Below are 322 nucleotides of genomic sequence, written 5' to 3'. Positions count from 1 at the left end.
TTTGACCATGGCCAAAATGGTTGATGCCGTGCCCCTACTGCCGCACATATTTTGCACGCTCCTTTTGGGGCACGGCGGGCAACAGATTGTTTTGACCATGGCCAAAATGGTTGATGCCGTGCCCCTAGGGCACGGCGGGCAACAGATTGTTTTGACCATGGCCAAAATGGTTGATGCCGTGCCCCTACTGCCGCCCATATTTTGCACGCTCCTTTTGGGGCACGGCGGGCAACAGATTGTTTTGACCATGGCCAAAATGGTTGATGCCGTGCCCCTAAGGGCACGGCGGGCAACAGATTGTTTTGACCATGGCCAAAATGGT

General features: G+C 54.7%; 1 protein-coding gene. It reads left to right on the top strand.

From position 1 onward, the window contains the following. Positions 1-28 precede the first annotated feature (28 nt). The coding region (locus tag MiSe_RS50080) for a hypothetical protein (RefSeq protein ID WP_226595083.1) at positions 29-322 on the top strand (294 nt) is incomplete at its 3' end.

Source organism: Microseira wollei NIES-4236, assembly GCF_020521235.1.
Lineage (GTDB): Bacteria > Cyanobacteriota > Cyanobacteriia > Cyanobacteriales > Aerosakkonemataceae > Microseira > Microseira wollei.
The sequence above is the reverse complement of the archived record's forward strand: the minus strand, read 5'-3'. Positions and strand labels throughout refer to the sequence as shown.